The organism is Klebsiella sp. (assembly GCF_027492335.1).
Taxonomy (GTDB): domain Bacteria; phylum Pseudomonadota; class Gammaproteobacteria; order Enterobacterales; family Enterobacteriaceae; genus Klebsiella; species Klebsiella huaxiensis.
The window spans coordinates 47,690-72,167 of sequence record NZ_JAPUEW010000005.1; the positions used below are offsets into that span (position 1 = coordinate 47,690).

Here is a 24,478-nt window from a genome sequence, read left to right on the forward strand (position 1 = left end):
TGCGCTATGCCGGGCCAGAACATAGCGCAAAACGTAGATTAATGAGAGGCCTGCGGATGCGCTAAGCCATATTCAACCAGGGCATCAGCCAGTTTTTCTAGCCCATCAATAGTTCTGATGCCGGCGTTCATTGTTTGTACGTCAATGACAGGCAGATGATTTTCCTTCACCGCAGGAAGTAGTTTGGCGACTGGGTCGGACTTGAGGTAATCCATCTTGACCTGCCAGTCATCGGCCGGGAAGCGGCGACGGCTCATCTCACCGAGTACAATGACCGAAGGATTGGCTTTGGCAATAGTCTCCCAACCTACCGTTGGCCACTCTTCGGCTGAATCAATAACGTTTTTCACGCCCAGCTTCTGAGCAATCCATGCGGCTGGACCAAACTTCCCTGCCACGTAAGGATCAAGCTGCAGGTCGGCGCTGGAGAACCAGAATACTGCTGAGACATTTTTATCCATGCCGGAAATTTTATTTATCGCTGCCACTTCACGCGCTTTAAGACTGGCAATCAGCGCATCGCCTTTATCCTGAACGTCGAAGATTTTTGCCAGATCAGCGACTTCCTGATACACCATGGCAATATCAAACATGCCTTTACGGACGCCATCACCGCCATCTTCGTTATCTTTCGCACAGTCTGCTGGCGCGGTGTAGACCGGAACCTTCAGTTCACTAAACTGCTCGTAAGAGGCAACCGTACCCGCAGGGCCGATTTGCCACTCAAACTGGCTGGCAACCAGCTCCGGTTTTTTAGCAATAATCCCTTCGAAGCTGGGAATATTTTGCGCAATGACGTCCACTTTCTCGTTTGCCGCTTTATACGCATCAGGTACCGGGCCAAACCACAGCGAAGTACCCACAACGCGATCGGCAAGCCCGAGTGAATAGAGAATTTCAGTGCTGTTCTGACCCACCGTCGCCACACGTTTAGGGGCCTGATTGAAGGTGATGTCGCGGCCGCAGTTTTTAATCGTTAAGGGATATTCAGTTTTTGCCGCACTGGCGACACTGGAGTTGAGTAGTAGAGTTGCGCCTGCAATAATCAGAAGCGTTTTTTTAGAAGTGAAAGAAGTAAAATTAGCGTGCATTATCATCGTCCCGTTGATGCCAGATCTGAAGGTCTGGTCATGGCTTATTTCGTTCCATATATCGGGAGGAGACATGAAGATAGATGACATTGAATCGTGAAATTTAAGAATAAAGATATGCAAAAAATGCAAATAAGCCTTACTTAGCCAAAATCTTATTCATAAATACACTACTGCCTGCGTCAAATAATTCATCCCATGGACCATCCCGTCCACTCAATGGTATACAACATTGTTGACAGCAGGTCTCCTGACTCACGGTAATCAGAATATCAGCCTTCCCATAAAGACAAGCTTTACAGTGACCTGCGGTTAATTAACCGCACAAGGATATTCAGCATCCGCCTACAGTTGCGGGGGCAGTTATGGCATTGAATTTAACAATTCGCACCATATTCCTATTCAAATACAAAAATGTAATGAAATGCTGTCGACAGCGACTCTAGCGGCAATTGTTAACAAGGTCAACTGTATGACGAAATGATTAAAACATCATACAAATATAAAAACAACAATAAAATACAATCAGTTACAACCCAATCACTTGCCAGAAAGTTATGCCTGGAAATAATAATAAAAAGCTAAATGAGAATTAATTGACACTGATCAAACTATATACGCGGTTTGGCTATCTCAAATTAAACATATTGATCACTATCAATAATGCGGCCTATTAGCGTTGGGTTCATTTATTAATGTGATCTCTCCATATGAACCAACTGCCATTTATCTTGCATATCCATCACAACGCTAAAATGATTACGCAACCAGAAATGATAGCCTCCAGGCAAAAAATGATGCGTGTGAAGATATAAGGTTTTATATTGCTGCCGCCGACAGAATTCCTCAGCAAAAGCGATCAACTGACTACCGATGCCCTGTCTGCGATAGCGCTTATCCACATAACAGCGGCAAATTTCTGCGGTTTCAGACAAATTATAACGCCCGCGCAACTCAGCGAGCCTGTCATCATATTGACATACTGCCAGTGTAGCGATTAACTCCTGTTTTTCATCCCATGCGCAAAGCAGCAAATTTCTTTCCTGCGAAATATACTGCTGTTCGAGATTAAAAATGTCCTCATCGGCAGAAGGTATTGATCTACCAGCGTTGAAGAACAGATTGAGGTGCTGAACAAGGAACGACTGAACTGCGGGAATATCAGCGTGAGTCATTTCACGAAGCGTAAATGGAAACATAGTATGGCTGGCTCAAACTAGACAAGGAAAAAGAATAATAACAATTCAGGCAGGGAAAACCACTAGCGTCAAAAACAATAAAAAGGGCAGAGAAGACTCTGCCCTTAATGAAGGTATTACAAGGTCTATCAGGCGGCGTTTTCTTCCACCTGAACTTCAGGACGTTTCAGCACCGCGTAGGAGAGACCAGCGACCAGCGTACCGACAACAATCGCCATCAGGTAACCGAGAACCGGCGTAATCGCACCAGGAATCAGCAGAACAAACAGACCGCCGTGCGGTGCCATCAATTTGGCGCCAACCCACATGGACATCGCACCGGTCACCGCACCGCCAACGATACAGCAAGGCAGGACGCGCATCGGGTCACGAGCAGCGAACGGAATCGCCCCTTCAGTGATAAAGCACAGACCGAGGACCAGCGCGGCTTTGCCACCTTCTTGCTGCGCTTTGTCGAACTTTTTACGCGCAACCAGCGTTGCCAGACCCAGCGCCAGCGGTGGAACCATACCCGCCGCCATAATCGCCGCCATCGGCGCATAGGTTTGGGTACTCAGCAGGCCAACACCAAACGCATAGGCTGCTTTGTTTACCGGACCGCCCATATCGGTACACATCATACCGCCGAGGATCGCGCCGAGCAGAACCGCATTCGCCGTACCCATGGTTTGCAGCCAGTGGGTCAGACCTTCGAGGATCCCGGCAACAGGTTTACCAATCAGGTAAATCATCGCCAGACCGACGATCAGGCTGGAAACCAGCGGAATGATCAGAATCGGTTTCAGCGCTTCCATACTCTGTGGCAATTTCAGCTTCGTACTAATCGCTTTAGCCACATAACCTGCAAGGAAACCAGCGATAATACCGCCGATAAACCCAGACCCGGTGCTTACTGCCAGCATACCGCCGATAAGACCAGGGGTTAGGCCCGGACGGTCAGCAATAGAGAAGGCAATGAAGCCCGCCAGCACCGGAACCATCAGCGCAAAGGCTGAGCCACCGCCGATTTGCATCAGCGCCGCAGCCAGAGTATCCGGGACTTCAAAAGCTTTAATACCAAAGGCAAAGGAGAGTGCAATACACAGGCCCCCCGCGACAACCATTGGCAGCATGTATGAAACACCGGTCAGCAGGTGACGGTATGCCCCCGCAGACTCTTTTTTCCCCTCCGTTGCCGCCTGGGATTTACCCGAAGGCTGGTACGGTTTCGCCTCAACGACAGCTTTATCCAGCTCCTGAGCGGTTTTCTTCAGCGCCAGGCCGGTGGTGGTGCGATACATCGGCTTACCAGCAAATTTCGCCAGATCGACTTCGATATCAGCAGCAACGACCACCAGATCCGCTTGTTCCACCTCTTCCGGGGTGATCGCGTTGCCCGCGCCCACGGAGCCACGAGTTTCAACTTTCACCCACCAGCCACGTTTTTTGGCTTCGGTTTCAATCGCTTCCGCCGCCATAAACGTATGCGCTACGCCAGTCGGACAAGCGGTTACCGCCACAATGCGTTTCGGGCCGTTGGTCGCAGCCGGTAAAGCAACCGCCGCCGGAGCGGTGTAAGGCGTCGCGTGGCTTTTGGCTTCACTAAGGAACAGCTCCGGGTGAGCCACGGCGCGGTTAATGTCGCCGAGATAAACCTTCTTGCCGTTCAGCGCGCTGTCAGCTGGCAGCGCTGCGCCCAGCACGATCGCCAGTTCAGCGTCGTTCGGGTTATCAATCAGTTCGAGTTGCGCTTTTTGCGCCGCAGTGCTCAACAGGGTCTTCGCCATATAGGCGCGAGCCTGTCCAAGCCCGGCATCAATAATCAGCAGCGTTTTCATTATGCCTCTCCTGCTGTTAATTAAAGGGTTGTAAGTCGACGCGCGCCATCATTGCGGCCAACTGGGTACGATCGGTAATACCGACATTGCTTTGACTCACCGCCAGCGCGGCAACCGCCGTCGCCAGACGCAGCGTATGCTCGCTGGACTCGCGCATTAGCAGACCGTAAATCAGACCGCCAACCATAGAGTCCCCCGCACCAACGGTGCTAATCACTTCTACTGAAGGCGGCTTAGCAATCCACTCTCCGGATGCGTTAACCCACAGAGCGCCTTCTTCGCCAAGGGAGATAACCACGTGGGCAATCCCCTGTTCACGCAGCGCGTGGGCGGCTTCAATCACATCTTTCATTTCAGGCAGCTTACGACCCGCCCAGATTTCCAGCTCGCGACGGTTAGGTTTCACCAACCATGGAGCCGCTTTCAGGCCAGCAACCAGTGCTTCGCGGCTGCTGTCAAAAATGATGCACGGGCACTGACTGCGCAGACGGGTCATCCAGTCGGTAAACGCTTCCGGGCTCACGCCGGACGGCAAACTACCGCTCACGCAAACCATATCGAACTGACCCAACCAGCTCAGGGAATCATTAACAAAACGTTCCCAGTCGCCTGGGGTCACTTCAAAGCCAGAGAAGTTGAAATCGGTCACTTCACTGTCTTTTTCCGTCAGTTTGACGTTGATACGAGTACGGCCCTGAACAACCTGAAAACGGTTCGCAATGCCCAGTTCACTGAACAGCTGCTGAAATCCATCCTGGTTGTCTTTACCGAGGAAACCACCCACGGTGACGTCGATGCCGAGATCTTTCAGCACTTTTGCAACGTTGATCCCTTTCCCGGCAGCATGTAAGCCAGTGGTACGCACGAGGTTAACCTCACCGCGTTCAATTTCCGGGGTAAACCCCACCAGGTCATAGGCCGGGTTTAAAGTAATCGTTGCGACACGTCTGCTCATTTATGCGCCCTCCCCAAGGCCTGCGGCGATAGCTTCGCCAATCGCATCCAGCGCCTGTTGCGCATCCTCACCTTGCGCGGTAAAGCGCAGACGGTGACCTTTCTTCACACCCAGCGCCACGACTTTCATCAGGCTGCGGCCATTGGCCGGTTTACCCGAACCATCAAGGTTGGTGACGGTAATGTCGCTGGAGAATTGTTTAATGGTATTAACCAGCATAGTGCCTGGACGCGCGTGCAGCCCGTGCTCATTGCGGATCACATATTCAGCGCTCAGCACGTCCTCAGCGATGGCATCATCGCTGGTCAGCAACGCCAGCAGCGTAGCGCCATCAGCTTTCAGCAAACGGTCAGCTTTTTTGTCGAGCAGTAAATTGGTCAGGCGATTAAGTACCGCTGTCGGCTGGTCATCAGCCATCGCTACGGTAATCAGCAGGGAAACCGGCTGCTCATCGCGGATAAAAGTGGTTGCTGCACGGCTGATCGCAACGGCGCTGCGCAGGTTACCTTCAGTGCTGTCGTTCAGCCAGATGCCCTGACCGAGGTTCAGCGGTTGTTCATTAATCGTTTTGCTGACAAAGGAAGCATCAACAGCACCAGCTTCTTTCAATCGCGCGGCGTTCAGCGCCTGCAGAGTCAGCAGATCGCTGGCGACAACGTCCAGGCTCAGCGTGTCATTGTCCAGCTTCAGTACTTCACTCTGTTTTTCCCCCATCAGCAGAGCACGCAGTTCTTCAGCAGTGGTCGCAGATTTAAGCTGCTCAGCAACGGAATCATCGCTCAGTACATGGGTCAGTTGACGCAGCAGCCCCAGATGTTCATCCGAGCTGGCGGCGATACCGATGGCAACGTAAGCGGTCTGCCCTTCGCCCCAGGTCACGCCCTGCGGGAACTGATAAACCTGAACGCCGGTTTTCAGCACCTGGTCGCGGGTGTCGGTAGTGCCGTGCGGAATGGCAATGCCGTTACCCAGGAAAGTGGAGGTTTGCTGCTCGCGAGCCAGCATCCCGTTAATATAGCCATCCGCCACGTTGCCCGCACTGACCAGCGCGGAAGCAACCTGACGAATTGCCTCTTCTTTATTACCGGCCTGCTGACCGGGATGAATATCCTGCACAGATAACTGGAACATGGTTCTCCTCTCCTGCTGAATTGAATCGTTTCAGCTACTTTGAGAAAAAATGCGTCATCTACCTGCTGGAGAATCTCCCGATGACGCTGAAACGTTTCAAGGAGTCTGTACCTTTATTAGTCATCGCGCAAGAAAACTTAGCAACCTGATAACAGAAGTTAGAGATACTGCACACTTTTGCTGAAGTGCAGGTGACGAATACCTTTCTGGTTCAGCTTTTTGCTGAAGTTGAAAATTTGAAACGTCTTTTTGATTTATTCGTGCCATGCCACTGTTCATTTTCTGACTGGCGGCGTAAACTCCGCGATTCCTGAAACCACAGAACATCGACATGCAAAACAGTAGCGCCGCCTTCCCACGACGCGGGTTTGATTTAACCTCCTCCGCCTTCCTGATCGTCGCCTTCCTGACGGGCATTGCCGGGGCGCTGCAAACGCCTACCCTGAGCCTGTTTTTAACTAACGAAGTACATGTGCGACCGGCGATGGTCGGTTTCTTTTTTACTGGTAGCGCGGTGATCGGCATTCTGGTGAGCCAGTTTCTTGCCGGACGTTCGGATCGCAAAGGCGACCGCAAACAGCTGATCGTCTTTTGCTGTCTGATGGGCGTGCTGGCCTGCGCGCTATTCGCCTGGAACCGTAACTACTTTATTTTGCTGTTTGTCGGCGTGTTTCTAAGCAGCTTTGGTTCCACAGCGAACCCGCAAATGTTCGCTCTCGCCCGCGAACATGCGGACAAAACGGGCCGCGAGGCGGTCATGTTTAGCTCAATTCTGCGCGCACAGGTTTCGCTGGCGTGGGTTATCGGGCCACCGTTGGCTTATGCGTTAGCGATGGGATTTGGCTTTACGGTGATGTATCTCAGCGCGGCGATTGCCTTCGTGGTCTGCGGCGCGATGGTCTGGTTTTTCCTTCCCAGCATGCGTAAAGAGCCGAAAGCTGCTACAGGCCATCTTCAAGCACCGCGAACCAACCGTCGTGATGCGCTGCTGCTGTTTATCATCTGTACGCTAATGTGGGGAATCAATAGCCTGTACATCATTAATATGCCGCTGTTCATTATTAATGAGCTGCATTTACCCGAGAAACTGGCTGGATTAATGATGGGGACCGCCGCCGGGCTGGAAATCCCGACCATGCTGATTGCAGGCTACTACGCCAAACGTTTCGGCAAGCGTTTCCTGATGCAGATCTCTGCGGTTGCCGGAGTGCTGTTTTATGTCGGCATGCTAACCGTACACACTCCTGTGCTGCTGCTGGCCCTGCAGGTGCTGAATGCTATTTTTATCGGCATTCTGGCCGGTATCGGTATGCTCTATTTTCAGGACCTGATGCCAGGCCAGGCCGGGGCGGCCACGACCCTCTATACCAATACCATTCGCGTCGGCTGGATTATTGCCGGTTCGCTGGCGGGTGTTGTTGCAGAAGTCTGGAGCTATCACGCTGTATTCTGGATTGCGCTAGTCATGGGCATAGCTACCCAGGCCTGCCTGTGGCGTATTAAAGACGTGTAAAGCAGCGGTGTGCCGCATCAGCGGCACACCAGAGTATTACGCCAGGCCAATAAAAAACCCGGCAATTGTTGCGCTCATTAAGTTTGACAGCGTTGCCGCAGCCAGCGCCCTCATCCCCAGTTGGGCAATTTCAGACGCGCGCTGGGGTGCAATTGCCGAGAATGCGCCAACCACCACACCAATTGAGCCAAAGTTAGCAAAGCCACACAGCGCAAACGAGATAATGGCGATAGTTTTCACATCCAGCGATCCCGGCGTTTGCAGGAACGGCGAGAAGTTGAGGTAGGCCACGAACTCATTAATCGCCAGCTTCTGGCCAATCAGGCTGCCTGCCAGCGTCGCATCACTCCAGTCAACGCCCATTAACCATGCCAGCGGTGCAAGGACATAACCGAAAATCCCCTCCAGAGTCGCGTGACCAAAACCGAACCAACCGCCGATACCGCCAATCACACCGTTGATCAGAGCGATAATTGCCACAAACGCCATCACTACCGTCGCCACGCCCACGGCAATTTTCACCCCAGCCATCGCGCCGCTAGCCGCGGCTTCAATAAAACTTTTCGGCGGAGTTTCGGTGAATGAGAGGTTTTCGAAAGTCACCTGCGATGCTTCAGTCGCCGGGCTAAGAAGGCGGGCAAACAGAATACCGCCGGGAATCGCCATCAACGATGCCGCTAACAGATAATCAATCGGCACGCCCAGCCCGGCATAACCGATCATCGTCGACCCGGCGATAGAAGCCATCCCGCTGCAAATCGCGGTAAATAGCTCATTACGATTTAGCTTGTTAATAAAGGGCTTAACGATCGCCGGGATCTCATTTTGCCCAAGGAAAATGGTGGTCACGGCAACAAACGATTCAATCTTGCTAATATTCAGCGCTTTCTGGAAAATTCCGCCAAGAATTCGGATCAGTATTCCCATTACGCCGATATAATAAAGCAGACTAACCAGCGCGGTGATAAAAATAATGGCAGGCAATACCCGAAAAGCGAAAATAAAACCAGAGCCATCGAATAAGAGGTCCATTTTCGGCCCGACCAGCGAACCAAAAATAAATGCGCTACCGGCATCGCTGTAGGTCATCACTTTATGTACGCCGAAAGCCGCCTGCTCTGCCAACCATTTTCCTGGCGGAAAATAGAGCATAACGCCACCAATGGCAATTTGCAGTACCAGCGCCGCGCCAACCGTGCGCAGACTAATTCTTTTTTTATTTACTGACAGCAGAAAAGCGATTGCCAGTAATACCACCATACCCAAAACACTTCTCATTATATCCATAATGATTATCTCTTGATGCCAGCAAACCCGGCATTACGCCAGGTTTTGGTATGTCTGATATTGTTGCGGGCGACCGCTTACTGCCCGCCTGTTTCTATACCCAATGGATTTCAAGTTGCTTCGAGGCGGCAAGAGAGAGAAGCCCCAGGAGCTTACTCAAGTAAGTGACTGGGGTGAACGAACGTAGCCAACAAAGAAGCCGCTTGAAAGACAACGGGTATATCGGGCGATAAAAGATATTCCACACGCCTGGTACAAAGTTAATTAGCGATACATCCGTACACACTCTTCAACTAAGCCCCAAAACCAGTTGGTATCAATAGTGATGCCCACTTTGGTATTCGGCGCTTTACCGAGCACGCCCAGTTCGTCGCAGACCGTACGGCCATAGCAGGGGCCGCTGTTAACATCCACCTCAACGTACATGTCTTGTGTTTTGATGCCCTGAAGATTAATCAGATAGCCAATGCAGGTGGCATCATGCACCGGACCACCCGCTAAGCCGTAGTTTTCAAACTGCGTTTTGAGGGTGAAATTCATGATATCGCTAAACAACTGTCCCGCCGGACCGCCGGCTTTTTCCATGCGTGCAATAACGTCAGCGGTGCAGACCGTCTGATTAGTCAAATCCAGGCCCATCATGACCAGAGGGACACCCGAGGTGAATACCACGCGAGCGGCTTCAGGGTCGGCATAAATATTAAACTCTGCCGATGGCGTAAAGTTTCCGGTACCATAAGCACCGCCCATTAATACAATCTCGCGAATTTTCGGCAGGATTTCTGGCTGCATTCGCATGGCGACGGCTATATTGGTTAGTGGGCCAACGGGGACCAGCGTGATGTCACCCTCACTGGCCATGAGCGTGTCAATAATATATTTAACTGCATGCGTACTTTCTGCTTTACGTGTCAATGGAGAGAACACCGGGCCATCAAGTCCGGTTTCACCATGAATATTATCAGCGACAATTTGCTGACGCATAATGGGCTGCGGCATTCCCGCATAAACGGGTACATTGATATCTAAATGTTGGCAGACGTTTAATCCATTGACCAGCGTTTTATCCAGCGTTTGGTTACCCGCAACAATCGTTATTCCTAATAAATCAATTGCCGGATGTCTGGCCGCCATCATTATCGCAATAGCATCATCGTGACCTGGATCGCAATCGAGTATAATTTTTCTTTTTTCCATTTTTATTTCCTCTTTTCGCTTTTAAAGCATATTTATGTTATTACAGCAGGGTTAAGTAGGTAGCTTTTGCAGCATACCAGGCAAAAACTGATACTGAATATGAGAAATCTCATACAGGGAAGCGACCGTGAAAGAAATCCAAAATGAAAATCTCAAACAGCAATTGATAAGCGACTCGGGGTACCTGGAAAAATTTTCCGTCGATGTTGTGCGGGATACACGATTGTTCCACGTTGTGGCAGGGGATTATATTGTCAAAGAGGGGGCTCAACCCGCGCACCTTTTTTACCTCGCACGCGGCCGGGCTAAGCTTTACACCACATCAGCTAATGGTCGGGTCTCGCTGATCGACTTCTTTGGCGCACCCTGCTTTATCGGCGAGATAGAACTCATTGACAAACATCACGATCCGCGTGGCGTTCAGGCCATCGAAGAGTGCTGGTGCCTGGCGCTGCCCATTGCTTCATTCCGCCCGTTGTTGCTGAACGACGTCATTTTCCTGCGTAATCTCTGTATCGCGTTAAGCCAAAAAAACTATCGCAACATCGTGTCACTCACCCAAAATCAATCTTTTCCGCTGGTGAATCGTCTGGCAGCATTTATTTTATTAACTCAGCATTGTGATATTTATCACGAAAAACATACACCGGCGGCGGAATATATGGGAGTGTCGTATCGTCATTTATTATATGTGATCGCACAATTCTGTCAGGAAGGCCTGCTGGTTAAACAGAAATCCGGCTACGCTCTTGGTAATAAGAAGAAACTGATCGCCCTCGCGCGGGAGATGGACCCGGATAATAATTTTGCTGATTTACTCTATTGAGCAGCGTGTGGATTCAAGAAGTGCTCTGTTCAAGATGAAGAAGCCAGGTCATCGCGTCATCGCGATTCGTCGCGCACATCTCCACTTCAGGCTTCAGACTGCCACACACTTTAGGCCTTAACGGCGAGCCAAAAATATTGCACAGGTTGCTGTCTGATAGCTGTATGCACCGGGTGTTTGCGGGCTTGCCCTGCGGCATACCCGGAATGGGGCTGGAGATAGAAGGAGCGATACAGCAAGCTCCGCAGTCGGGGCGGCATTCCATAATCGACTCTTCTGATAACGCTTTTGGCGGCCCAGACTAAACGTTTTACCTGAAGATAGCAAAACACACGAATTCCACTTGCCTGAAAGGCCCGGCGCGAGTAGTTTTACGCGATATTTTTGACCCTTTATGTGACAGGATTACCGCAATGCCAAGAGCGAATGAAATTAAAAAAGGTATGGTGCTGAATTACAACGGCAAACTGCTGATTGTTAAAAACATTGATATTCAGTCACCCAGCGCCCGTGGCGCCGCAACGCTGTACAAAATGCGTTTCTCTGACGTACGTACCGGCCTGAAAGTGGAAGAGCGCTTTAAAGGCGATGATATCGTCGATACCGTGACCCTGACCCGTCGTTTCGTTGACTTCTCCTATATTGATGGCAACGAATACGTCTTTATGGATAAAGAAGACTACACCCCGTATATCTTTACTAAAGAGCAGATTGAAGAAGAACTGCTGTTTATTCCTGAAGGCGGGATGCCGGACATGCAGGTTCTGACCTGGGACGGTCAGCTGCTGGCCCTTGAACTACCGCAGACCGTTGACCTGGAAATCGTCGAAACGGCGCCGGGCATCAAAGGTGCATCCGCGAGCGCCCGTAACAAACCGGCGACCCTGAGCACCGGCCTGGTGGTTCAAGTTCCTGAATACCTGAGCGCAGGCGAGCGCATTCGTATCCATATCGAAGAGAGCCGATATATGGGCCGCGCGGACTAAGTCCTGCTTTTTTGCCAAAATGAAACACAGAGGACAGCGCCAGGCTGTCCTTTTTTATTTGTACCTTATCTGGTATCGCGGATCGCCTGGCTCATATCTACGCCAGGTTGCAATCGTCGCTCTCCTCGCCAAAGTTATTATACCAATAATAAATTATTTGCCGCTGCTCCATGGTCATTGTTTCCACACCTGGCAACAAACTCGGCGTCCTTGATTGATCAAGCTCACACAAAGCGGATAAATTCGGCTCACCAATTTAATTTGTTGTCATATAACTTTACACTACTGAATGTTAATCGTCAGTTAATCAGGTGTATGAATAATGACTACCATTGCTACCGCTACGCTGCCGGAAGGCGTGCAGCTCCCTCAGTACGATCGCAACCAACTGCGTTCGCGTATTGTGCATTTCGGTTTCGGCGCGTTTCATCGCGCGCACCAGGCCCTACTCACCGACAGGGTGCTCAACGCCAGCGGTGGGGACTGGGGGATTTGCGAGATTAGCCTGTTCAGCGGCGATCGGCTTATGAGCCAGCTTCGCCAACAAGATCATCTGTTTACCGTGCTGGAGAAAGGGGCCGAGGGTAATCAGCCGATCGTTGTCGGCGCAGTGCATGAATGTCTGAACGCCAAACTTGATTCACTGGCTGCCATTATTGAGAAATTTTGCGAACCGCAGGTCGCCATTGTTTCTCTAACCATTACCGAGAAAGGCTACTGCATTGACCCTGCCAGCGGCCTGCTGGACATGACGCAGCCACGCATTATTCATGACCTGGAAAACCCTACGCAGCCGCAATCGGTGCCTGGTATTCTGGTCGAAACGCTGGCGCGCCGCCGCCAACGTGGACTGGCGCCGTTTACCGTTCTCTCCTGCGATAATATTCCCAACAATGGGCATGTGGTGAAAAATGCCGTGCTGGGAATGGCTGAAAAACGCGATTTGGAGCTGGCGCAGTGGATTGCTGAACACGTCAGCTTTCCCGGCACGATGGTGGACCGCATTGTGCCAGCCGCCACCGATGAGTCGCTGGCGGAGATTAGCGCCGTGCTGGGAGTGGAAGACCCCTGCGCAATTAGCTGCGAGCCGTTTATTCAATGGGTTGTCGAAGATAACTTTGTTGCCGGTCGCCCGGACTGGGAAGCGGCTGGCGTACAGATGACGGATGATGTGCTGCCGTGGGAACAGATGAAGCTGCGGATGCTCAACGGCAGCCATTCGTTTCTTGCCTGGCTGGGTTATCTGGCGGGCCACGAACATGTCAGCGACTGTATGCAGGACCCGGTTTTCCGCAGCGCCGCTTACCGTTTGATGCTTGATGAACAGGCACCAACACTCTCAATCACCGGTGTCGACCTGACGGCCTATGCTGACAGCCTGATCGAGCGTTTCAGCAACCCCTCGCTGAAACATCGCACCTGGCAAATTGCTATGGACGGTAGCCAGAAGCTGCCGCAGCGTATGCTTGACGGTATCCGTATCCACCTTGCTCGCGGAAGCCAGTGGCCGCTGCTGGCGCTGGGCGTGGCGGGCTGGATGCGCTATGTTAGCGGCATTGACGACGCTGGAAATACGATTGATATCCGCGACCCGCTGGCGGATAAAATTGGAAGAATTGTATCCGCCAGCAATGAACAACAGCGCGTTAGCGCCCTACTCTCCCTGGAAGAAATTTTTGGCTGCGACCTTTCGCAAAATCCGCAGTTCGTCGCCAACATCACCGCCGCGTGGCATCAACTTGTGACCGCCGGCACTCGCCAGGCGATTAGCGCCGCGCTGGATTCTTAACAATTTCTGCCTTTAAGCGGACAGAGAGCCTTATCTGTCCGCGGTAAGGCTTCTCTTTTCACTTTTTTTTCGTCAGGATAGTCTCAACTGTTACAACATTACATTTATCCTGGAGAAAAGGTGACCAAAACTAACTTGATCACGGGATTTCTCGGCAGTGGCAAAACGACCTCGATTTTGCATCTGCTGGCCCATAAGCCCGCGGATGAAAAATGGGCCGTTCTGGTCAACGAATTTGGCGAAGTGGGCATCGACGGCGCACTGCTGGCCGAGAGCGGAGCTCTGCTTAAAGAAATCCCCGGCGGCTGCATGTGCTGTGTCAACGGCCTGCCAATGCAGGTTGGGCTCAATACGCTGCTGCGCCAGGGAAAACCAGACCGCTTGTTAATAGAGCCAACCGGTCTTGGCCATCCCAAACAGATCCTCGATATTCTGACCGCCGCAGTATACGAGCCGTGGATCGACCTGCGCGCGACGCTATGTGTGCTGGACCCGCGTCAGTTGCTCGACGAAAAGGTGGTGACCAACGAAAACTTTCGTGACCAGTTAGCCGCCGCCGATATTGTCATCGCCAATAAAGCTGACCGCGCGACCAGCGAAAGCCAACTGGCCTTTACAACATGGTGGCAGACCTATGCCGGAGAGCGTCAGCACGTCAGCGCCACCCAGGGCAATATTGACCCTGTTTGGCTTGATTCGCCGCGCCGCAACGTCACGCCGCTACCTGAAAGCGCTGAACACGCGCATAGTCACGGGCAAAAACCAGGCCTGGCGGCGCTTAATCTCCCTACCCATCAGCGCTGGCGCCGCAGTCTTAATAGCGGTCAGGGCTATCAGGCCTGCGGCTGGATTTTTGACGCCGAGACCATTTTTGACACCGTTGGCCTGCTCGAATGGGCGCGACTTGCGCCGGTCGGACGCGTTAAAGGTGTGATGCGTATTGCCGAAGGACTGGTGCGTATCAATCGCCAGCAGCTTGACCTGCATATTGAGACGCAGAACGTTGCGCCGCCGGATAGCCGCATTGAGCTGATCGCTGATTCCGATACCGACTGGAACGCGCTACAGGCCTCCTTGTTGAAGCTTCGTTTAAGTTAAGGCGGCTATGGTTGCCGTCGTTTTACACAACACGCGATAATTATGATTAAAAATCGAATTCCCCTTATCCTGCTGCTGAACGCGGCGGGTATAGCGCTATTTTGCTCGTGGTACTTTCCTGTTAACCATGGTTTCTGGAATCCGCTGGATTCCGCTATCTTCTATTTCTTTAACCACCTGGTTGGAGTGAGCCCTGCTTACACCTGGCTGCTGGCAATTATCAACAACCGCGCATTCGACGCCTGCTCGCTGCTGGCAATGGGCAGCCTGATGCTGAGCTTCTGGTTTAAAGAACAGAGCGCCGGACGCCGCCGGGTGATTATCATCGGCCTGGTAATGCTGCTCGCCGCCGTCGTCATCAATCAGTTGGCTCAGCATCTGATGCCGGTCAAACGCGCCAGCCCCTCGCTCTCTTTCACCGACATTACTAAAGTGAGTGATGTGATCTCATTTCCCACTAAAGATGCCTCTAAGGATAGCTTCCCAGGCGATCACGGCATGATGCTGCTGATTTTTGCCGCCTTTATGTGGCGCTATTTTGGTCATCGCGCGTTGACTATTGCGCTGGTCATATTTGTGGTCTTCGCGTTCCCACGCGTAATGATTGGCGCTCACTGGTTTACCGATATTGCCGTCGGTTCATTAACTGCCGTATTGATTGGCGCGCCCTGGGTGTTGATGACCCCACTGAGCGATCAAGTGATATCTTTATTTGAACGTTATCTACCCTGCGGAAAAACAAAAAATTAAACTCCGCCTTACAAATGATTAATATCATCCATAAGGGATCGTTCTGGGTCCCTTTTCTCTCAGCTCATTTTTTCTCATCCCTCCATCATCTTCCCGTCACATTAATCATTATAGAAATGAGTGGATTGCATATTTTTTACCCACAATTGACGCTATTTTACCCTTTCCCGATGATTCACTTTTTGTCGCAAAAATACTTATAAGAAATTGCGCAAAACCGCTCGCCATCCCTTGTTTGATCGGGTAATCTCGATCTCGTTTTGCCTTTCCAGCGACATCAATTCAGAGAATGAATAAATTTGTGCGTTAGGCCACAATTTTATGCTTACGGAATTGTCTCATTGCGACCAGGTAATTAGGCTCTAACACGTTTGGCATTTTTTATAACGACATTGTCGTTAAGGACAACAAGGGATAACACACAGCATGGTCAAATCTCAGCCGATTTTGAGATATATCTTGCGGGTCGCCCCCGCGATTGCAGTTGCGGTTCTGCTTTCCGCGTGTAGTTCAAATAGTACCGCCAGAAATATGCATTCTGAGACGCTTGCTGTGGGTAGTGGCGATTTATCATCACTGCAAGCCTCTCAGGATGAATTTGAAACAATGGTTCGCAATCTGGACGTTAAGTCCCGTTTGATGGATCAATATGCCAGCTGGAAGGGCGTGCGTTACCGCCTCGGTGGCAGCACTCGTAAAGGCATTGATTGTTCTGCCTTTGTGCAACGTACTTTCCGTGAACAGTTTGGTCTGGAACTGCCGCGCTCAACTTCTGAGCAGCAGGATTCAGGTAAATCCATTACGCGTTCTCAACTGCGTACTGGTGATTTAGTTCTGTTCCGCGCTGGTTCCACGGGCCGCCATGTGGGTATCTACATCGGCAACAACCAGTTTGTTCATGCATCCACCAGCAGCGGTGTGACGATTTCAAGCATGGATGAGCCATACTGGAAAAAGCGCTATAACGAAGCGCGACGAGTTCTGAGCCGCTCGTAAACTCTTCTGATGTTGGTTATCCCTTGGCCAATACCAGTAAAAGGAAAACACTGCCGAGGCAGTGTTTTTTTTTGCTCGTCAGCGAATGAACCTGGCAATATAAGCTATGTCTTTAAGTGGGGATGGAAAAACGACTTTCTATGCTCCCCTGGCGCAAATCAATAACACGGACTGATATAGCCTATGCCTACCCGTCACTTCTCTCCTCGGCGTAAAATCTGGCTAACCAGCTTATGTATCGGAATCGCCGTTGCCCTGCTGGCCGGTAGCATTCAGTTTATGGTGATTTATCACAATCGGGCAGAGCGTTTCGACGTCATCATTGATAATGTTCATGCGTATCTTAAGAGCTACTTCCACGATTTAAATCAGACCATTGATGGCCTGCAACCGCTAGTCGATCAGCCCTGTGAAAATGTCGATTCTGGATTAACCGCCCATGCTGCATTCAGTCCAAACGTGCGTGCGTTCCTGCTGGTTAAAAATGGTTTCGCGTTTTGTTCCTCCGCCACCGGGGCAATGAATACGCCTTTAACCCAGCTCATCCCCCAGCTCGATATCTCTAAAGCGGTCGATATGGCCATTCTGCCCGGGACGCCCATGATGCCGCAAAGCGCCGCGCTGGCGATGTGGGTCCGCAGTCCGCACGGTGGAGAAGACGGTGTTTTTGTCTCGATTAATGCCAACCTGACGCCCTATATTCTCTACTCTTCCCGGCAGAACGATTTCAGCGGCCTTGCCCTGGCCATTAGCCACACTGCCATCTCCACCTTCAGCAATAAACTTATCGACCCGCAAACGCTACTCTCACCACCAATCCGCCAGGTGCAGATTGACGGTTTGCCACTCAAAGTTTATCTCTACGCCAACAGCTGGCTGGCAGAAAATACCCAATTTTCCCTGCTGCTTGGCGTGGTATGCGGCCTACTGGCAGGTTTTTTGAGCTATTACGTCCTGACTATCAAATCTGACCCGCGCAAAGAACTGCTGTTGGCGATCAAAAACGATCAGTTTTACGTGGTTTACCAACCGGTAGTGAAATCCGACACGCTGCAAATTAGCGGTATTGAGGTACTGATGCGCTGGCGGCACCCGACCGCCGGGGAGATCCCTCCCGACGTGTTTATCACCCTGGCTGAAGCCCAGCAGATGATTATCCCTCTCACCCGCCATCTGTTAAAACTGATAGCCCATGATGCCGTGACTCTGCAAAGCCTTCTGCCCGCCGGTAGCAAGCTTGGGATAAATATTTCACCCGCCCACCTGCATGCCGACAGTTTTCAGCAGGATCTTCAACATTTCGCGGCAACTATGCCTTCTGACCATTTTAGCGTGGTGCTGGAGATTACCGAGCGCGCGATGATCGATAAAAAACGATCGTTGGAGAATTTCGACTGGCTACATGAGCAAGGCTTTGAAATTGCGATCGATGATTTTGGCACCGGACATAGTGCGCTTATCTATCTGGAGCGCTATAACTTTGACTATCTGAAGATTGACCGCGGCTTCGTGCAAGCTATCGGCACCGAAACCGTGACATCACCGGTTCTGGATGCCGTGATCTCGCTGAGCCGCCGTCTGAAGCTCACCACGGTCGCCGAAGGTGTGGAAACGCAGGAACAGGCCGAATGGCTATGCCAGCACGGAGTGAACTATCTGCAGGGTTACTGGTTAAGCCGACCGCTGACCCTGGAAGCGCTGGTCGCCGCCCACAATGAACCCGCGAAATATTTCACAACCCGCTGAGTCTCCTTTATCATTCGCTATCAGAGGTCAGGCCACTTCAGGCCTGTCATTGGAGGACGATATCCTGGTTATGTTTGTACGCATCAGCCTGATACTGCTGACCTTATTTAGCCTGCAGAGCCAGGCGCAAGCGATTAAAGAGAGCAATACGTTCGCCATTATCGGCGAGCCTAAATACGTCGCTGGCTTTGACCACTACGATTATGCCAACCCCGCCGCGCCGAAAGGCGGTGCAATTACCCTTGCGGCCATTGGCACCTTTGATAACTTCAATCGCTACGCGCTACGCGGCAACCCGGGCATACGTACCGAAACGCTGTATGACTCCTTGTTCACCACCTCTGATGACGAACCCGGCAGCTACTATCCGCTGATTGCCGAAAGCGCTCGCTATGACGAAGCATTTTCGTGGATGGAGATAACCCTCAATCCACGCGCCCGCTACCATGACGGCAGCCCAATAACCGCCAGCGATGTCGCGTTTACTTTTCAAAAGTTTATGACCGAAGGGGTGCCGCAATTTCGCCTCTATTATAAAGGCACCACCGTTAAAGCGATCGCCCCGCTAACCGTTCGCATTGAGCTGGCAAAACCGGGTAAAGAGAATATGCTCAGCCTGTTCTCCCTGCCAGTGATGCCGGAAAAATTCTGGCGTAACCATAAGCTCAGCGACCCGCTATCTTCACCGCCGTTAGCTAGCGGTCCATACCGCGTGACCGCCTGGCGTATGGGTCAGTACATCACCTACTCGCGAGTAAAAGACTACTGGGCCGCTGATTTACCGGTTAATCGTGGGCGCTGGAATTTCGACACCTTGCGCTACGATTACTATCTGGATGACAACGTCGCCTTTGAAGCCTTCAAAGCCGGAGCCGTTGACCGACGCGAAGAGAATATCGCCAAGAACTGGGCCACCCGCTATGTGGGGCGCAACTTTACCCATGGCTACATCGTCAAAGATGAATATACCAACACCTCGGCGCAGAATACCCAGTGGCTGGCTTTCAACACTCAGCGCCCGGTATTTACCGACCGGCGGGTACGTGAAGCCATAACTCTCGCGTTTGATTTTGAATGGATGAATAAGGCGCTGTTTTATAACTCTTACAGCCGCGCCAATAGCTTCTTTCAGAATACCGAATACGCGGCGCGTGATTATCCAGATGCCGAAGAACTTGCTCTGCTGACGCCGCTGAAAAAAGAGATCCCTGCCGAAGTTTTCACGCAGATCTACCTGCCCCCGGTCTCCAACGGCGACGGTTTCGAGCGCGTAAACCTGCTCAAAGCAGATGCCATCCTTAACCAGGCGGGATGGGTGGTGAAAAACCAGCGGCGGGTTAACGCGAAAAGCGGCAAACCGTTACGCTTTGAGCTGCTACTTCCTTCCGGGAGCAGCGATCGCTGGGTTCTGCCCTTTCAGCACAATCTTCAGCGGCTCGGGATCGTCATGGATATTCGCCAGGTCGACAACTCCCAATACAGCAACCGCAAGCGCAGTCGCGATTACGACATGATGCCCAACGTCTGGCGCGCCACGCCCTGGCCCGGAACTGACCTGCAAATCTCCTGGGACTCTGAATATATTGACTCCAGCTACAACGCTTCCGGTGTACAAAGCCCAGCCGTCGACCAACTGATTGCCCAAATTATTCGCTGGCAGGGCAATAAGGAGAAGCTGCTGCCGCTGGGTCGGGCTCTCGACCGCGTGCTGACGTGGAACTATTACATGCTGCCGATGTGGTATATGGCGCATGACCGAACCGCATACTGGGATAAGTTCTCTTTCCCGCAGACCCGCGCGGTCTACTCTTCTGGTTTTGAAAACTGGTGGTACGACGCAGGCAAAGCCGCCAGGCTCCCAGCGGACAGACGTTAAGGAATTAAGATGGGTGCATATCTGCTCCGCCGACTACTGCTGATCATCCCAACGCTATGGGCGATCATCACCATTAACTTTTTTATTGTGCAAATTGCGCCCGGCGGCCCGGTCGATCAGGCAATTGCAGCCATTGAGTTCGGCGATCGCGGCAGTTTGCCCGGGGCCGGAGAAAGCGGAATGAGCGCCAGCCATGCGCGTACCGGCGTCAGTAACATTAGCGACGGACACTATCGCGGCGGGCGCGGGCTCGACCCGGAGGTCATAGCCGAAATAACCCACCGCTACGGCTTTGATAAACCGCTGCACGAACGCTATTTTAAAATGCTCGGCGATTATCTGCGCTTTGATTTCGGCGATAGCCTGTTCCGCAGCTCGTCGGTATTACAGCTGATTAAAGACAGCCTGCCGGTCTCCATCACCCTCGGTTTGTGGAGCACGTTGATTATTTATCTGGTGTCGATTCCATTGGGGATCCGCAAAGCAGTCAGCAACGGCAGCCATTTTGACGTCTGGAGCAGCACGCTGATTATTATCGGCTATGCGATCCCGGCATTCCTGTTCGCGATTTTGCTGATCGTTATCTTTGCCGGGGGGAGTTATTTCGATCTCTTCCCGCTACGCGGGCTGGTTTCCGCCAACTTCGATAGCCTGCCGTGGTATCAAAAAATCCTCGACTATCTCTGGCACATTACGCTCCCCGTCCTGGCGACGGTGATCGGCGGTTTCGCGGCTCTCACCATGCTGACCAAAAACAGCTTTCTTGATGAGATCCGCAAGCAGTATGTGGTCACTGCCCGTGCCAAAGGAGTGAGTGAAAAGCAGATCCTCTGGGGTCATATTTTTCGCAATGCCATGCTGCTGGTAATTGCTGGCTTTCCGGCCACCTTTATCAGCATGTTCTTTACCGGCTCACTGCTCATTGAGGTGATGTTCTCGCTAAACGGGCTGGGGCTGCTGGGCTATGAAGCCACCGTTTCCCGCGATTACCCGGTGATGTTCGGCACGCTGTATATTTTTACCCTGATTGGCCTGCTGCTGAATATCATCAGCGATATCAGCTATACGCTGGTCGATCCGCGTATCGATTTTGAGGGCCGCTAATGTCATTTTTTAGTCCCGTCAATCAAGCCCGCTGGGCGCGCTTTCGCCACAACCGTCGCGGCTACTGGTCCCTGTGGATCTTTTTGGTGCTCTTCGCCTGTAGTCTGTGCGCCGAGCTTATCGCCAACGATAAACCTCTGCTGGTGCAGTATCGCGGCAGCCTCTACGTTCCACTATTAAAAAACTACAGCGAGACCACCTTCGGCGGCAGCTTTGCTACCGCCGCCGACTATCAGGATCCGTGGCTGCAAAAGCAGTTGGATGATAACGGCTGGGCCCTGTGGGCGCCGGTTCGTTTTGGTGCGACGACCATTAACTTCGCCAGCGACAGCCCCTTTCCGTCTCCGCCGTCAAAGCTGAACTGGCTGGGCACCGATGCCAACGGCGGTGATGTGCTGGCGCGAATCCTCTATGGGACGCGAATTTCTATTCTCTTCGGTCTGTTGCTGACCTTCTTCTCCAGCGTGCTAGGGGTAATGGCTGGTGCAATCCAGGGATATTACGGCGGAAAAATTGATCTCTGGGGGCAACGGTTTATCGAAGTGTGGTCAGGGATGCCAACTCTATTTCTGATTATCCTGCTCTCAAGCGTGGTCCAGGCCAATTTCTGGTGGCTGCTGGCGATTACCGTACTGTTCGGCTGGATGACGCTGGTGGGCGTCGTCCGCGCTGAATTCCTGCGCACCCGCAACTATGACTATATTCGTGCCGCGCAGGCGCTCGGCGTTAGCGATCGGGCCATTATTCTGCGCCATATGCTGCCAAATGCCATGGTCGCCACCCTCACCTTCCTGCCGTTTATTTTGTGTAGTTCGATAACCACCCTGACCTCGCTGGACTTTCTCGGCTTCGGTCTGCCGCTGGGCTCCCCGTCTTTGGGCGAGCTGCTGTTGCAGGGGAAAAACAACCTTCAGGCTCCGTGGCTGGGCATCGCCGCTTTTCTGTCGGTGGCAGTGCTGCTGACGTTGTTGATTTTTATCGGTGAAGCGGTTCGCGACGCCTTCGACCCAAGCAAGGCGGTGTAGCATGATGCAACCTCTGTTAGATATCGATAACCTCTCCATCGCCTTCCGCCAGCAGGGTGAAACCACCACCGTCGTCAGCGAGCTGTCGCTGCAAATCGCGGCGGGCGAAACCCTGGCGCTGGTGGGCGAATCCGGTTCCGGCAAAAGCGTTTCGGCGCTGTCGGTGCTACGCCTGCTGCCCTCGCCGCCGGTCAGCTATCCCAGCGGCGATATCCGTTTTCACGGTCAATCGCTGCTGCACGCTGATGAACACACCTTGCGCGGCGTGCGCGGTAACCGCATCGCGATGATCTTTCAGGAGCCGATGGTTTCGCTAAACCCGTTACATAACCTCGAAAAGCAGCTGTACGAAGTGCTCTCTTTGCACCGTGGTATGCGTAAAGAGGCGGCGCGCGGGGAGATCCTCGACTGTCTTGATCGCGTGGGGATCCGCAATGCACCGCGGCGACTAGGCGATTATCCGCATCAGCTTTCCGGCGGCGAGCGCCAGCGGGTGATGATAGCCATGGCGCTGCTGACGCGCCCGGAGCTGCTTATAGCCGATGAACCCACTACCGCGCTGGATGTGTCGGTCCAGGCGCAAATCCTCGCGCTGCTGCGTGAACTCAAGCAAGAACTCAACATGGGGCTGCTATTTATCACCCATAACCTGAGTATCGTGCGTCAGCTCGCCGATCGCGTGGCGGTGATGCAAAACGGCCGCTGCGTCGAGCAAAATAGTTGTCAGGCGCTATTCTCTGCGCCTGAGCATCCTTATACTCGCCGCCTGCTGGATAGCGAGCCGTCGGGCAATCCGGTGCCGCTGGCTCCCGATGCGCCGGAGCTGCTGCGGGCGGAAAACTTGAGTATTGCTTTTCCTATACGCAAGGGGCTCCTGCGCCGGGTCGTCGATCATAATCGGGTGGTTAACGCCCTCAGCTTTCATTTACGCGCCGGAGAAACCCTGGGTCTGGTCGGCGAATCAGGTTCTGGCAAAAGCACCACCGGGCTGGCGCTTTTGCGCCTGATTCACTCTGAGGGAACGATTAATTTTGATGGCGAGGCACTTCAGGGGCGCAATCGTCGTCAGATGCTGCCGCTACGCCGTCGTATGCAGGTTGTTTTTCAGGACCCTAACTCATCGCTGAATCCACGGCTAAATGTCCTGCAAATCATTGAAGAAGGGTTGCGCGTACATCAACCGACGCTCACCCCTGCCGAGAGGGAGCAGGCAGTAATACAGGCGATGCAGGAGGTAGGACTGGATCCGCAATCTCGTCATCGCTATCCAGCCGCCTTTTCCGGTGGTCAGCGTCAGCGCATCGCTATCGCCAGGGCGTTAGTCGTTAAGCCTCAGCTCATCGTGCTGGATGAGCCAACCTCGTCGCTGGATAAGACCGTACAGGCGCAAATTCTGGCCTTGCTGAAGGCGTTACAGCAAAAGCATCAGTTGGCCTATATTTTTATCAGCCACGACTTACGCGTAGTGCGGGCACTGTGTCATCAAGTCATGGTGCTGCGGCAGGGAGAGGTTATCGAGCAGGGAGAATGCGAGCGTGTCTTTACCGCTCCGCAACAGGAATATACCCGCCAACTGCTGGCGCTAAGCTGACGGTCAGAATGGATTATTACCAGAGAAAGGTTCAGCAATCGCCACGCCGAAATTTTTCAGGCGGCAGGTTGCAGCAAACTCGTCCTGGCGATTAACAAACAGGCACGGTTCCCCTTCGCATTCAACGATAGAGCTGTCTACTTCGATGTCGCTGAGCGCCAGGCTAAGCTTATGCATGACCGACCATGCATTTTGGCCTTCCGGACTCAACAATTTCAAAGCAACAAGGCTGTTTTCGCTCTGCGCGCCGTTTTGCGGAATCGGTTCAACTCTTGAACCTGCAAAACCGGCCAGCCAGCGATAGCTCTGCGGCAGACGGTGTACGATAGAGAGTTGCAGTGTATTCACGTGTTTTCCCCGGAAGCAAAATACTTCACAATAATTTCACATCAATGCTAACACATTATTGACAAATAGTCCTGATTCCGCACGGAAAACGCTTACACCGGTATAATATCTGTGTTATTGGGTTGTAATGTAAAAGTTTAAAATCGTGCAGAT

At 52.3% G+C, this 24,478-nt stretch carries 21 protein-coding genes and 1 riboswitch; of the genes, 12 read left to right on the forward strand and 9 right to left on the reverse strand.

The window, feature by feature from the left end; genetic code table 11:
- Positions 1 to 38: 38 nt before the first annotated feature.
- From QVF11_RS01095 to fruB, 5 genes are all read right to left on the reverse strand, one after another.
- Positions 39 to 1,091 (reverse strand): ABC transporter substrate-binding protein, encoded by a 1,053-nt coding sequence (locus QVF11_RS01095; protein WP_287854905.1) that lies wholly within the window; start codon positions 1,089 to 1,091, stop codon positions 39 to 41.
- A gap of 223 nt (positions 1,092 to 1,314) precedes the next feature.
- Positions 1,315 to 1,538, reverse strand: a riboswitch (cobalamin riboswitch).
- A 245-nt stretch (positions 1,539 to 1,783) separates the two neighbouring features.
- Positions 1,784 to 2,290 (reverse strand): GNAT family N-acetyltransferase, encoded by a 507-nt coding sequence (locus tag QVF11_RS01100; protein WP_376767875.1) that lies wholly within the window; start codon positions 2,288 to 2,290, stop codon positions 1,784 to 1,786.
- Between the two features lie 128 nt (positions 2,291 to 2,418).
- Positions 2,419 to 4,107, reverse strand: a complete 1,689-nt coding sequence (fruA, locus tag QVF11_RS01105; protein WP_112213065.1) for a PTS fructose transporter subunit IIBC — start codon at positions 4,105 to 4,107, stop codon at positions 2,419 to 2,421.
- Between the two features lie 16 nt (positions 4,108 to 4,123).
- Positions 4,124 to 5,062, reverse strand: coding sequence for a 1-phosphofructokinase (fruK, locus tag QVF11_RS01110; protein WP_110272362.1), 939 nt, complete (start codon positions 5,060 to 5,062; stop codon positions 4,124 to 4,126).
- Positions 5,063 to 6,193: a fused PTS fructose transporter subunit IIA/HPr protein gene (gene fruB / locus QVF11_RS01115; protein WP_287854910.1), complete on the reverse strand. Its 1,131-nt coding sequence runs from the start codon at positions 6,191 to 6,193 to the stop codon at positions 5,063 to 5,065.
- Positions 6,194 to 6,524: 331 nt separating this feature from the next.
- Here fruB and setB point away from each other — a divergent pair, with 331 nt between their 5' ends.
- Positions 6,525 to 7,706: a sugar efflux transporter SetB gene (gene setB, locus QVF11_RS01120; protein ID WP_287854912.1), complete on the forward strand. Its 1,182-nt coding sequence runs from the start codon at positions 6,525 to 6,527 to the stop codon at positions 7,704 to 7,706.
- Positions 7,707 to 7,742: 36 nt separating this feature from the next.
- On the opposite strand, the gene QVF11_RS01125 is transcribed toward setB, so the two are convergent.
- Both QVF11_RS01125 and rihB read right to left on the reverse strand, forming a co-directional pair.
- The gene (locus QVF11_RS01125) at positions 7,743 to 8,993 is read right to left on the reverse strand and encodes a NupC/NupG family nucleoside CNT transporter (protein WP_112213062.1); all 1,251 of its coding nucleotides are present in this window, start codon (positions 8,991 to 8,993) and stop codon (positions 7,743 to 7,745) included.
- A 264-nt stretch (positions 8,994 to 9,257) separates the two neighbouring features.
- On the reverse strand, positions 9,258 to 10,190 hold the full coding sequence (gene rihB, locus QVF11_RS01130; protein WP_287854914.1) for a ribosylpyrimidine nucleosidase: 933 nt from the start codon (positions 10,188 to 10,190) through the stop codon (positions 9,258 to 9,260).
- Between the two features lie 127 nt (positions 10,191 to 10,317).
- Here rihB and QVF11_RS01135 point away from each other — a divergent pair, with 127 nt between their 5' ends.
- Positions 10,318 to 11,016: a transcriptional regulator YeiL gene (locus QVF11_RS01135; protein WP_110272357.1), complete on the forward strand. Its 699-nt coding sequence runs from the start codon at positions 10,318 to 10,320 to the stop codon at positions 11,014 to 11,016.
- A gap of 13 nt (positions 11,017 to 11,029) precedes the next feature.
- Here the strand turns inward: QVF11_RS01135 and QVF11_RS01140 are convergent, their stop codons facing one another.
- A complete protein-coding gene (locus tag QVF11_RS01140) occupies positions 11,030 to 11,281 on the reverse strand; it encodes a YkgJ family cysteine cluster protein (RefSeq protein WP_112213060.1) in 252 nt (83 codons plus the stop codon).
- A gap of 148 nt (positions 11,282 to 11,429) precedes the next feature.
- On the opposite strand from QVF11_RS01140, the gene yeiP reads away from it, so the two are divergent.
- The 10 genes from yeiP (at position 11,430) to yejF (ending at position 23,977) form a co-directional block, all read left to right on the forward strand.
- Positions 11,430 to 12,002 carry an elongation factor P-like protein YeiP gene (gene yeiP, locus QVF11_RS01145; protein WP_112213059.1) on the forward strand — a complete coding sequence of 191 codons (573 nt, stop codon included), beginning with the start codon at positions 11,430 to 11,432 and terminating at the stop codon, positions 12,000 to 12,002.
- 322 nt (positions 12,003 to 12,324) lie between these two features.
- Positions 12,325 to 13,791, forward strand: a complete 1,467-nt coding sequence (locus QVF11_RS01150) for a mannitol dehydrogenase family protein (RefSeq protein WP_287854917.1) — start codon at positions 12,325 to 12,327, stop codon at positions 13,789 to 13,791.
- Between the two features lie 120 nt (positions 13,792 to 13,911).
- Positions 13,912 to 14,889, forward strand: coding sequence for a CobW family GTP-binding protein (locus QVF11_RS01155; RefSeq protein ID WP_287854919.1), 978 nt, complete (start codon positions 13,912 to 13,914; stop codon positions 14,887 to 14,889).
- A 36-nt stretch (positions 14,890 to 14,925) separates the two neighbouring features.
- Positions 14,926 to 15,639 carry a phosphatase PAP2 family protein gene (locus QVF11_RS01160; protein WP_185930806.1) on the forward strand — a complete coding sequence of 238 codons (714 nt, stop codon included), beginning with the start codon at positions 14,926 to 14,928 and terminating at the stop codon, positions 15,637 to 15,639.
- 426 nt (positions 15,640 to 16,065) lie between these two features.
- On the forward strand, positions 16,066 to 16,635 hold the full coding sequence (gene mepS, locus QVF11_RS01165) for a bifunctional murein DD-endopeptidase/murein LD-carboxypeptidase (protein ID WP_110272352.1): 570 nt from the start codon (positions 16,066 to 16,068) through the stop codon (positions 16,633 to 16,635).
- A gap of 183 nt (positions 16,636 to 16,818) precedes the next feature.
- Positions 16,819 to 18,381 carry a cyclic di-GMP phosphodiesterase gene (locus QVF11_RS01170; RefSeq protein ID WP_287854921.1) on the forward strand — a complete coding sequence of 521 codons (1,563 nt, stop codon included), beginning with the start codon at positions 16,819 to 16,821 and terminating at the stop codon, positions 18,379 to 18,381.
- A gap of 70 nt (positions 18,382 to 18,451) precedes the next feature.
- Positions 18,452 to 20,257, forward strand: coding sequence for an extracellular solute-binding protein (locus QVF11_RS01175; RefSeq protein ID WP_287854922.1), 1,806 nt, complete (start codon positions 18,452 to 18,454; stop codon positions 20,255 to 20,257).
- Between the two features lie 9 nt (positions 20,258 to 20,266).
- Positions 20,267 to 21,361 (forward strand): microcin C ABC transporter permease YejB, encoded by a 1,095-nt coding sequence (locus QVF11_RS01180; RefSeq protein ID WP_112213053.1) that lies wholly within the window; start codon positions 20,267 to 20,269, stop codon positions 21,359 to 21,361.
- A complete protein-coding gene (locus QVF11_RS01185; RefSeq protein WP_112213052.1) occupies positions 21,361 to 22,386 on the forward strand; it encodes a microcin C ABC transporter permease in 1,026 nt (341 codons plus the stop codon). The genes QVF11_RS01180 and QVF11_RS01185 overlap by 1 nt, the downstream gene beginning before the upstream one ends.
- Before the next feature lies 1 nt (position 22,387).
- Positions 22,388 to 23,977 (forward strand): microcin C ABC transporter ATP-binding protein YejF, encoded by a 1,590-nt coding sequence (gene yejF, locus QVF11_RS01190; RefSeq protein ID WP_287854924.1) that lies wholly within the window; start codon positions 22,388 to 22,390, stop codon positions 23,975 to 23,977.
- Between the two features lie 3 nt (positions 23,978 to 23,980).
- Here yejF and QVF11_RS01195 read toward each other — a convergent pair whose 3' ends face one another.
- Positions 23,981 to 24,325 (reverse strand): YejG family protein, encoded by a 345-nt coding sequence (locus QVF11_RS01195; protein WP_287854926.1) that lies wholly within the window; start codon positions 24,323 to 24,325, stop codon positions 23,981 to 23,983.
- Between the last annotated feature and the right edge of the window lie 153 nt (positions 24,326 to 24,478).

What these genes read in the sequence shown, in the direction of transcription:
- fruB (WP_287854910.1), bottom strand. Translation starts at nt 6,193, where the DNA reads ATGTTCCAGTTATCTGTGCAGGATATTCATCCCGGTCAGCAGGCCGGT.
- QVF11_RS01150 (WP_287854917.1), top strand. Translation starts at nt 12,325, where the DNA reads ATGACTACCATTGCTACCGCTACGCTGCCGGAAGGCGTGCAGCTCCCT.
- yejF (WP_287854924.1), top strand. Translation starts at nt 22,388, where the DNA reads ATGATGCAACCTCTGTTAGATATCGATAACCTCTCCATCGCCTTCCGC.
- fruA (WP_112213065.1), bottom strand. Translation starts at nt 4,107, where the DNA reads ATGAAAACGCTGCTGATTATTGATGCCGGGCTTGGACAGGCTCGCGCC.
- QVF11_RS01100 (WP_376767875.1), bottom strand. Translation starts at nt 2,290, where the DNA reads ATGTTTCCATTTACGCTTCGTGAAATGACTCACGCTGATATTCCCGCA.
- QVF11_RS01140 (WP_112213060.1), bottom strand. Translation starts at nt 11,281, where the DNA reads ATGGAATGCCGCCCCGACTGCGGAGCTTGCTGTATCGCTCCTTCTATC.
- fruK (WP_110272362.1), bottom strand. Translation starts at nt 5,062, where the DNA reads ATGAGCAGACGTGTCGCAACGATTACTTTAAACCCGGCCTATGACCTG.
- QVF11_RS01185 (WP_112213052.1), top strand. Translation starts at nt 21,361, where the DNA reads ATGTCATTTTTTAGTCCCGTCAATCAAGCCCGCTGGGCGCGCTTTCGC.
- QVF11_RS01095 (WP_287854905.1), bottom strand. Translation starts at nt 1,091, where the DNA reads ATGCACGCTAATTTTACTTCTTTCACTTCTAAAAAAACGCTTCTGATT.
- QVF11_RS01180 (WP_112213053.1), top strand. Translation starts at nt 20,267, where the DNA reads ATGGGTGCATATCTGCTCCGCCGACTACTGCTGATCATCCCAACGCTA.
- QVF11_RS01170 (WP_287854921.1), top strand. Translation starts at nt 16,819, where the DNA reads ATGCCTACCCGTCACTTCTCTCCTCGGCGTAAAATCTGGCTAACCAGC.
- rihB (WP_287854914.1), bottom strand. Translation starts at nt 10,190, where the DNA reads ATGGAAAAAAGAAAAATTATACTCGATTGCGATCCAGGTCACGATGAT.
- mepS (WP_110272352.1), top strand. Translation starts at nt 16,066, where the DNA reads ATGGTCAAATCTCAGCCGATTTTGAGATATATCTTGCGGGTCGCCCCC.
- yeiP (WP_112213059.1), top strand. Translation starts at nt 11,430, where the DNA reads ATGCCAAGAGCGAATGAAATTAAAAAAGGTATGGTGCTGAATTACAAC.
- setB (WP_287854912.1), top strand. Translation starts at nt 6,525, where the DNA reads ATGCAAAACAGTAGCGCCGCCTTCCCACGACGCGGGTTTGATTTAACC.
- QVF11_RS01175 (WP_287854922.1), top strand. Translation starts at nt 18,452, where the DNA reads ATGTTTGTACGCATCAGCCTGATACTGCTGACCTTATTTAGCCTGCAG.
- QVF11_RS01125 (WP_112213062.1), bottom strand. Translation starts at nt 8,993, where the DNA reads ATGGATATAATGAGAAGTGTTTTGGGTATGGTGGTATTACTGGCAATC.